Source organism: Paenibacillus radicis (ex Xue et al. 2023), from assembly GCF_024722015.1.
GTDB lineage: Bacteria > Bacillota > Bacilli > Paenibacillales > NBRC-103111 > Paenibacillus_S.
This window is the reverse complement of sequence record NZ_JANQBD010000013.1, coordinates 230,891-238,693: the sequence shown is the minus strand read 5'-3', so window position 1 is coordinate 238,693 and position 7,803 is coordinate 230,891. Positions and strand designations below refer to the sequence as shown.

Below are 7,803 nucleotides of genomic sequence, written 5' to 3'. Positions count from 1 at the left end.
GCAAGGTATGGAGCTGACGAATACTAATCGGTCGAGGGCTTATCCAAGAATACCTTCACAAGGTGGAGAGAAGCGTTAAAGCCGACTCCGAATACATTGTGAGGAAACCGTAAAATTATATAGCGTTGCTCAACGCTGCTTGTTTCGGATCTAGTTTTCAGGGTGCAAGCCTTGAATCATAGTTATGTTCCTATTCCCTGATAGCTCAGTTGGTAGAGCACTCGACTGTTAATCGAGTTGTCACAGGTTCGAGTCCTGTTCGGGGAGCCATTATGGAGAGGTGTCCGAGCTGGCCGAAGGAGCACGATTGGAAATCGTGTAGGCGTCACAAGCGTCTCGAGGGTTCGAATCCCTCTCTCTCCGTAGCAATTCTTTAGAAGATAAGGCCCGTTGGTCAAGTGGTTAAGACACCTCCCTTTCACGGAGGTAACAGGGGTTCGAGTCCCCTACGGGTCACCATTATTACAATGATAGGGGCGCTTAGCTCAGCTGGGAGAGCATCTGCCTTACAAGCAGAGGGTCGGCGGTTCGATCCCGTCAGCGCCCACCATAATCATTTTTGCCGCGGGGTGGAGCAGCCCGGTAGCTCGTCGGGCTCATAACCCGAAGGCCGCAGGTTCAAATCCTGCCCCCGCAACCAATTTATCGAAGGATCTTACTTCGAACTAACGCGGAGCCGTGGTGTAGTGGCCCAACATGCCTGCCTGTCACGCAGGAGACCGCGGGTTCGAATCCCGTCGGCTCCGCCATTTTTAAAAATTTAAAAGGCTCGGTAGCTCAGTCGGTAGAGCAGAGGACTGAAAATCCTCGTGTCGGCGGTTCGATTCCGTCCCGAGCCACCATTTTTATTAAGCCGTTGTAGCTCAACTGGTAGAGCAACTGACTTGTAATCAGTAGGTTGGGGGTTCAAGTCCTCTCGACGGCACCATGTTCTTTTCAACTCAATATGGAGGCTTAGTGAAGTGGCTAAACACGGCAGACTGTAAATCTGCTCTCATCGAGTTCGGTGGTTCGAATCCATCAGCCTCCACCATATTTATAGGGGCATAGTTTAAAGGTAGAACAAAGGTCTCCAAAACCTTTGGTGTGGGTTCAATTCCTGCTGCCCCTGCCATTATTTAAACCGTGGCGGTCGTGGCGAAGGGGTTAACGCACTGGTCTGTGGCTCCAGCATTCGTGGGTTCAAGTCCCATCGATCGCCCCATTATTCTTTATGTAATGGGGATTAGCCAAGCGGTAAGGCAACGGACTTTGACTCCGTCATGCCTAGGTTCGAATCCTAGATCCCCAGTTTTATAATTATGCGGAAGTGGCTCAGCGGTAGAGCATCGCCTTGCCAAGGCGAGGGTCGCGGGTTCGATTCCCGTCTTCCGCTCCATAAATCACGGCGCCATAGCCAAGCGGTAAGGCAGAGCTCTGCAAAAGCTCTATCCCCAGTTCGATTCTGGGTGGTGCCTCCATAATTTTTTACCACTCGCCGGAGTGGCGGAATCGGCAGACGCACAGGACTTAAAATCCTGCGGTAGGTGACTACCGTACCAGTTCAAGTCTGGTCTTCGGCACCAAGTTTTATTACAGAAATTGCGCCCTTAGCTCAGCTGGATAGAGCGTTTGACTACGAATCAAAAGGCCGGGAGTTCGAATCTCTCAGGGCGCGCCATTTAATCTTCAAGATAAGCAATAATAAGCCGGTGTGGCGGAATGGCAGACGCGCGCGACTCAAAATCGTGAGGGAAACCGTGGGGGTTCGAGTCCCTTCACCGGCATCAAGAAACAAAAAAGCTGTTTTTACAGAAGCGATTCTGTGAAAACAGCTTTTTTGTTTCCTTGTATTTTTTCAAAAGTTCAATCGACCCTCGTGACTAGTTGCTTTTAAATTTCATACATAGCCAGGGAATCTTGAAGTCGTGATAAAACGGCAAGCTGGAGATCGTAAGGCTCATCTACTTTTAAATAAGGACTATAGCTTAATATAATTTCACAAGCAGATTCAATGGTATGGAAGTCCACAGATGCTAAGAGCCAGCCTGAATCAGCTGTAGGCCAGGTTTCTTTTACTTTCACATAGCGGGCTTGCTGAAATTGCGGCAGCAGATGCTCTTGAATTTTGACAATAGCAGGATAGTAAGGTAATGTTGCCTGGAATGCTTGAGTGGATTGCTCCCAATAGGTGGCAAGCTGGAAATCATTAGGACGGGTAAAAGAAATATCCATAATGCGTGCGCTATCAATTCGAGATATGCGGAAGGAACGCATTTCTCCATTAGTACGAGCGACTAGGTACCAGATGCTTGCTTTTGCAACAAGACCTAATGATTCTACAAGCCTCTCTGTTTTTGTTGTATTTTTCGGATACTCGATCATTAATTTCTTTTCATTCCAAATAGCTTCCTGAACAATGCCTAGATAAGGAAACGCTTCTTGCGATTGATGCCAACCGGCACCATCCACATGGATACGTTCCCTCATAAATTCTGCATCCCTTTGTAAAGAAGGAGGAAGTGAGGCCAGCAGCTTAAGAAGTGCAGTGTCAAAGTTGCTTCGTAGCCCTAAATCGTTCATAATACCCGATGAATTCATAAGAAGTAAAGATTGTATTTCTTCTATTTTTAAGCCGGTTAGATTAGTGCGATAGCCCTCAGACAAGCTCCAGCCTCCAAAAGCTCCTCTAAATGCAAAGACAGGTATTCCAGCTGCGCTCAGAGCCTCCATATCTCTCGCAATTGTACGCTCTGATACTTCCACCTTTTCAGCTAGCTGGCGAGTAGTCATTTTTCCATGATGTTGTAGGCATAATAATAATGTTAGTAGACGTTCCGCACGCATTATGTAATCCTCCTTTGCTAACTATTTTAGTCTACCATACAATTAAGACAATAGATGACATATATGAGCTCGTATAATCAAATGGAGATGAGTAAATCTGCTGTTAAGGAGAATGGATATGAAACCATTAGTCGGAAAAGTTGCTGTTGTTGCTGGTGGCACAAGAGGTGCAGGTAGAGGTATTGCAGTAATGTTAGGGGAAGCTGGTGCAACGGTATATGTGACGGGAAGAAGCGTGAGAGGAAATCCCTCTAGTATGGGAAGAGTGGAAACCATTGAAGAAACTGCAGAGATGGTCACGGCACAAGGAGGGCAGGGTATTCCTATTCGTGTGGATCATACTGTCGAGGATGAGGTAAAAGAATTGTTTGAACGTGTGAAACGAGAACAAAACGGTAACCTGGATCTATTAGTAAATGATATATGGGGTGGAGATTCATTAACCGAATGGGGGCAAACCTTCTGGGAGCATTCGTTGTCAGATGGACTTCTAATTCAGCAGCTGGCCGTACAATCGCATATGATTACAAGCTATTATGCCGCTCCCTTGATGGTAGAGAAGAAAAAGGGTTTGATTATTGAGATAACGGATGGCTTTGACTATCGATACCGTGGAAATTTGTACTACAGTCTCGCTAAAGTATCGGTGATACATCTTGCTGCATCAATGGCTGAGGAGCTTCGGCCTTATAATGTTACTGCACTATCTTTGAGTCCGGGTTTTCTCCGGTCAGAGGCAATGCTGGATTATTTTGGAGTAACCGAAGCTAACTGGCAGGATGGAGTGAAGAAAGACCCACATTTTATAATGTCGGAAACTCCATTTTATATTGGCAGGGCGGTTGCTGCTTTGGCAGCTGATCCGGAAATAAGCAAAAAAAACGGGATGATAACCACTACCTGGGGCTTATCCGATGAATATGGATTTAAGGATGTGGACGGTAGACATCCTCACTGGGGAAATTATGCGGAGGAACAAGGGTTTTATAAATGATAAACAAATAGCGCAGCCCTCCTTTGTGGAAAGCCTGCGCTATTTGTTTTCTTAAAGCCGTGCATAATATTGATTCAAAGTATTTAAGATTTCCTCGCAATACACCTTTTCTTCCTCCGTACTGCCTTCGGATTCCTCGTCATTTTTTTGGATTTGTTCGAATCGCTGCACTAACGCATCGGTAACGAATTCAGCGCTTACTCCGTAATGCTTGACTATGGAAAATACGCCATCCAAATTATTATGGTTGTCGATGATTTCTGTCAGATGACTCATAAAAACGAGTTCCCCCTTACGCTTATTAATAGACATAATGTAGTTTGAGCGTTTTGGATTCATTTTATGTAACTGCTAGAGCTGTTTGGATACATGCAGCAAATCAGGCAATGTAACCAGTTGATAGCCCTTGGAGCGTAAGGACTCAATAATAGTGGGAAGTGCATTAACAGTTCCTGATAAGTCCTGGTTCGAACCACCACCAGAATGCTGAAGGATAATGGACCCAGCCTTGGCATTGGATAAAATATTGGTGGTCACTTGCTGCTGGCTCAATTGCTTCCAATCCAAGGAATCAACATTCCAGTTAACAACCACCAATTGATGCTCGGAAGCCCAAAGCAACTGACTTTCTGAAATTTCACCGTATGGAGGACGAAGAAGTTTGGGGGTATAACCGATTATATTTCTAAGTATTTTTTGCGTTTTATTAACTTGGGTGTGGTACTGTTCATCTGACAGTTTGGTAAGCAGTGCATGGTTGTAGGTGTGATTGCCAATAATATGGCCCTCCTTAACCATTCGTTTAACGACGTCAGGATGCTTCTCAGCAAGGCGGCCTACGATGAAAAATGTTGCTTTGACGTTATGTTTTTTCAATACATCCAAAACCTGCGGAGTAAAGTGGGTGTCCGGGGCGTCATCAAAGGTGAGCGCTATTTTTTTGGAGTCTGAGGAGCCTTTGAGTAGCAGAAGATCCGGATACTTTTTAACCAATTGAGATAAGGTAAGACGCTTACCACGGTTGTTTTGCTGGGAAGTTGCAGTGTGAGCAGGCTTTTCTTGTTTGACTGGTTTTTTCACTTGAGGTACGGGCGGTGGCACCGGTTCAGGCTGGGGAGCTGCTTGTTCCGGTTGAGCTTGAGCTCGCGGCTGTCCATTATCTACAGGAGGAATTCCAGGAATTGGCCACTCCGGAAAGCGGACCAAAGGATCGAGTGGAACCGTTGACTTGGACTCTGTGGTTTTAATGGTTGGGTCGGGGGCTTCCACCTGCTGGGGAGGTATCCCATTGGAATTTTGTTTTAATTTAGGTTGAAATGTGCAGCCGGTGAGGGTTAATCCTAGGATACTAAGTGATAAAATTGCATGCAAACAGGATAGTGGTTTCATAAATACGGCCCCCTTCTCACGATAGATGTTATTAGTCTTCGTGATAGGAGACCAGATTATCCGTTGGAGCCATAATTAAGCTAGCTAATATTTACTTAACATTTATACCGAATTTTCTTAATAAATTTGTTATATAATAATTTAGAAAATATTTGAAGTGAAGTATACTTGGTCTAGTTTGTTCGAAAGGAAGAGCTTTGGTGGAATTAAAGAAAAAGGGTTGGAGTACGTGGGAAGATGAATTCATAAAGAAATATTATCCTTCAGGGGATATCCAAGAGATCCTTCAGCATCTCCCGAACCGAAGTGTAAAAACGATAAAAGATCGGGCTTATAGACTGGAAGTTAAAAGGGAACGAGGAGAAAAACAAAGTATCGGGCTGATTTCAATTTGTAAAGATGAGGAATCATCCCCGGTGATGATGAGTTTCTACAGATACTTGTATCTAGTTAAGACTAAAGTGAATGAAACAGGTGTTAAACCGGATATGGATCAGCTATTGCGGGCTTTTCGGGATGCATATTGTAATTCTTGAACAATTACCATCCCCATGATAAACGTCACCGAGTGATAAGTATCGCTGAGCATTACCATGGGGATGAATAACGCATAGATGAAATTTAAAGCAAGACATAGAACATCCGCCTTCGGGGACCGAACGGTTCTGGACTAAAGCCAGATGAAGGCAGATTGAAAGCAACAAACTTACAGATCACCAAGCAACGGTTTGTTAGGAAGGTAATGAATAGTGCGGATGAAACGAACTGTTTTTGTTTTCGCTCTCATGACAATGGAATGTGTCTCTGCACGCTGATTGCCTAAGTATTGAACTCCTCCTAGAAATTCCCCCGGTGTTATTCCTGTGGCTGCAAAAAATACATCTTGCGTACCAATCATATCGTCCATCGTTAATAGTTTTAAGGGGTCCTTTAATCCCATTTGACGGCATCGTTCAAGCTCTTCTTCATTAGACGGCATAAGACGTCCCAGTAATTCACCACCTAAACAGCGCAGCGCTGCTGCGGCTAACACGCCTTCTGGCGCCCCTCCCGATCCTACATACAGATCAATACCTGATTCTGACAGAGCGGGGGCCATGGCTCCCGCTACATCGCCATCGCTTAGTAGTTTAATACGCACACCTACACGGCGAAGTGTCTGGATATGATCTTGATGACGTTCCCGATCCAGAATCATGACGGTTAGGTTGCTTAATGGTTTATCCAGATGCTGGGCAGCCTTCTGTAAAGTCACTTCAAGCGGGTCATCAAGCTGAAGTTTGCCAGTTAGGGCGGGACCTACAGCAAGCTTGGCCATATACATATCAGGGGCATGAAGGAGGCAGCCCTTGTTCGCCATAGCAATGACAGCCAGTGCGTTATTCAATCCCTTGGCAACGAGATCCGTTCCCTCTAAGGGGTCTACAGCAATGTCTACCTCCGGTCCCTGACCGTTGCCAACCTGTTCTCCGATATAAAGCATCGGAGCCTCGTCCATCTCTCCTTCACCTATAACTACAGTGCCTTGAACCGACACGGAATCAAACATAGTTCGCATAGCTGTTGTTGCGGCTCCGTCAGCTTGATTTTTATCTCCCCGTCCCATCCATTGGGCTGCAGACAAAGCGGCTAATTCGGTGACTCTGACAATTTCCAACGCTAATTCTCTTTCCATGATAAGTCCTCCCAGAACCATTATTTAAAATATAAGTTACACATCATTTCAACTATAGTATAATTATTTCATATAAAGTGCGCAACAAATAGGAGTTATAAAAGGTTTATTTGTGTATTTTTTAGGAATATAATGTACTCTATATCAATGTAACCTATTATTTATACAAATAAAACACTTTTTTTGATACAATAGATGTAATGAACACAAATAAGATAAGATTTGCGACAGGGAGGTTTCGGTCATCGAACTGACAGCTCGTCAATTGCATATTGTGGAACTGGTTAAACTGCATGCGCCGATCACAGGAGAGCAGATTGCCGAGATGCTTGGTTTAAGCAGACCAACGCTGCGTTCCGACCTCGCTTTGCTGGTTATGCTCGGCTATGTTGATGCAAAGCCCAAAGTGGGATATACACCCGGCTCGGAAATATCATCGGGAAGTCAGGCATCCCGTAGACTAAAGGCCTTAAAAGTGAAAGATGTTAAATCGATACCAGTAATAGTAAAGGAAACATCCTCGGTTCATGATGCTGTGGTGTCCCTTTTTATGGAAGATGTAGGGAGTTTAATCGTGGTCGATGAAGAAAGCTGCTTGTCCGGAGTTATTTCCAGAAAAGATTTATTGAAATTTACGCTCGGAAATACAGCTGCAGCATCAATGCCTGTCAGTATGGTTATGACGCGTGAGCCGAATGTGATTCACGTAGAGGCCGAGGAATTAGTAATAGATGCCGCACGTAAAATGATGCACCATCAAGTAGATAGTTTGCCGGTTGTTATTCGTTCTCAAGCTGATTCCAGCCCGGGCCGCAGCCGATGGGAAGTAGTAGGCCGTGTGAGTAAGACGACAATGACGCAAATTTTGCTGGAGCTAGCTACAGAACCTTAAAACAGGGCAGAGACTCTTTGGCGAAAT

General features: G+C 45.0%; 7 protein-coding genes and 17 tRNA genes. 20 read left to right on the top strand and 4 right to left on the bottom strand.

What is annotated here, in order from left to right; translation table 11 throughout:
* Window positions 1–194: 194 nt before the first annotated feature.
* The 17 genes from NV381_RS18950 (at window position 195) to NV381_RS18870 (ending at window position 1,766) form a co-directional block, all read left to right on the top strand.
* Window positions 195–270, top strand: a tRNA-Asn gene (locus NV381_RS18950).
* 4 nt (window positions 271–274) lie between these two features.
* A tRNA-Ser gene (locus NV381_RS18945) sits at window positions 275–363 on the top strand.
* A gap of 21 nt (window positions 364–384) precedes the next feature.
* Window positions 385–459 (top strand) — tRNA-Glu (locus NV381_RS18940).
* Window positions 460–474: 15 nt separating this feature from the next.
* A tRNA-Val gene (locus tag NV381_RS18935) sits at window positions 475–550 on the top strand.
* Window positions 551–563: 13 nt separating this feature from the next.
* Window positions 564–640, top strand: a tRNA-Met gene (locus tag NV381_RS18930).
* 32 nt (window positions 641–672) lie between these two features.
* Window positions 673–749: transfer RNA gene (locus NV381_RS18925), tRNA-Asp, on the top strand.
* Between the two features lie 17 nt (window positions 750–766).
* Window positions 767–842 (top strand) — tRNA-Phe (locus tag NV381_RS18920).
* Between the two features lie 10 nt (window positions 843–852).
* Window positions 853–928 (top strand) — tRNA-Thr (locus NV381_RS18915).
* 20 nt (window positions 929–948) lie between these two features.
* Window positions 949–1,033 (top strand) — tRNA-Tyr (locus tag NV381_RS18910).
* 7 nt (window positions 1,034–1,040) lie between these two features.
* Window positions 1,041–1,114 (top strand) — tRNA-Trp (locus NV381_RS18905).
* Between the two features lie 14 nt (window positions 1,115–1,128).
* Window positions 1,129–1,204, top strand: a tRNA-His gene (locus NV381_RS18900).
* Between the two features lie 15 nt (window positions 1,205–1,219).
* Window positions 1,220–1,291 (top strand) — tRNA-Gln (locus tag NV381_RS18895).
* Window positions 1,292–1,303: 12 nt separating this feature from the next.
* Window positions 1,304–1,378 (top strand) — tRNA-Gly (locus NV381_RS18890).
* An 8-nt stretch (window positions 1,379–1,386) separates the two neighbouring features.
* Window positions 1,387–1,460, top strand: a tRNA-Cys gene (locus NV381_RS18885).
* Between the two features lie 16 nt (window positions 1,461–1,476).
* Window positions 1,477–1,565, top strand: a tRNA-Leu gene (locus NV381_RS18880).
* A gap of 18 nt (window positions 1,566–1,583) precedes the next feature.
* A tRNA-Arg gene (locus tag NV381_RS18875) sits at window positions 1,584–1,660 on the top strand.
* 27 nt (window positions 1,661–1,687) lie between these two features.
* Window positions 1,688–1,766, top strand: a tRNA-Leu gene (locus NV381_RS18870).
* Between the two features lie 106 nt (window positions 1,767–1,872).
* On the opposite strand, the gene NV381_RS18865 is transcribed toward NV381_RS18870, so the two are convergent.
* A complete protein-coding gene (locus NV381_RS18865; RefSeq protein ID WP_258214834.1) occupies window positions 1,873–2,826 on the bottom strand; it encodes a helix-turn-helix transcriptional regulator in 954 nt (317 codons plus the stop codon).
* Window positions 2,827–2,944: 118 nt separating this feature from the next.
* On the opposite strand from NV381_RS18865, the gene NV381_RS18860 reads away from it, so the two are divergent.
* On the top strand, window positions 2,945–3,820 hold the full coding sequence (locus NV381_RS18860) for an SDR family oxidoreductase (RefSeq protein WP_258214833.1): 876 nt from the start codon (window positions 2,945–2,947) through the stop codon (window positions 3,818–3,820).
* 51 nt (window positions 3,821–3,871) lie between these two features.
* Here the strand turns inward: NV381_RS18860 and NV381_RS18855 are convergent, their stop codons facing one another.
* Window positions 3,872–4,096, bottom strand: a complete 225-nt coding sequence (locus NV381_RS18855; protein ID WP_258214832.1) for a hypothetical protein — start codon at window positions 4,094–4,096, stop codon at window positions 3,872–3,874.
* Between the two features lie 75 nt (window positions 4,097–4,171).
* Window positions 4,172–5,209: a polysaccharide deacetylase family protein gene (locus NV381_RS18850; protein ID WP_258214831.1), complete on the bottom strand. Its 1,038-nt coding sequence runs from the start codon at window positions 5,207–5,209 to the stop codon at window positions 4,172–4,174.
* A 200-nt stretch (window positions 5,210–5,409) separates the two neighbouring features.
* Between NV381_RS18850 and NV381_RS18845 the strand changes: the two genes are divergently transcribed.
* Window positions 5,410–5,745 (top strand): SANT/Myb-like DNA-binding domain-containing protein, encoded by a 336-nt coding sequence (locus NV381_RS18845; RefSeq protein ID WP_258214830.1) that lies wholly within the window; start codon window positions 5,410–5,412, stop codon window positions 5,743–5,745.
* A 170-nt stretch (window positions 5,746–5,915) separates the two neighbouring features.
* Here NV381_RS18845 and glpX read toward each other — a convergent pair whose 3' ends face one another.
* Window positions 5,916–6,884 (bottom strand): class II fructose-bisphosphatase, encoded by a 969-nt coding sequence (glpX, locus tag NV381_RS18840; RefSeq protein ID WP_258214829.1) that lies wholly within the window; start codon window positions 6,882–6,884, stop codon window positions 5,916–5,918.
* A 265-nt stretch (window positions 6,885–7,149) separates the two neighbouring features.
* On the opposite strand from glpX, the gene NV381_RS18835 reads away from it, so the two are divergent.
* On the top strand, window positions 7,150–7,776 hold the full coding sequence (locus NV381_RS18835) for a helix-turn-helix transcriptional regulator (RefSeq protein WP_258214828.1): 627 nt from the start codon (window positions 7,150–7,152) through the stop codon (window positions 7,774–7,776).
* The last annotated feature ends 27 nt before the right edge of the window (window positions 7,777–7,803 follow it).

Bases quoted from the DNA above. Each gene is read 5' to 3' on its own strand.
- NV381_RS18865 (WP_258214834.1), bottom strand. From the start codon at position 2,826: ATGCGTGCGGAACGTCTACTAACATTATTATTATGCCTACAACATCAT.
- NV381_RS18860 (WP_258214833.1), top strand. From the start codon at position 2,945: ATGAAACCATTAGTCGGAAAAGTTGCTGTTGTTGCTGGTGGCACAAGA.
- NV381_RS18855 (WP_258214832.1), bottom strand. From the start codon at position 4,096: ATGAGTCATCTGACAGAAATCATCGACAACCATAATAATTTGGATGGC.
- NV381_RS18850 (WP_258214831.1), bottom strand. From the start codon at position 5,209: ATGAAACCACTATCCTGTTTGCATGCAATTTTATCACTTAGTATCCTA.
- glpX (WP_258214829.1), bottom strand. From the start codon at position 6,884: ATGGAAAGAGAATTAGCGTTGGAAATTGTCAGAGTCACCGAATTAGCC.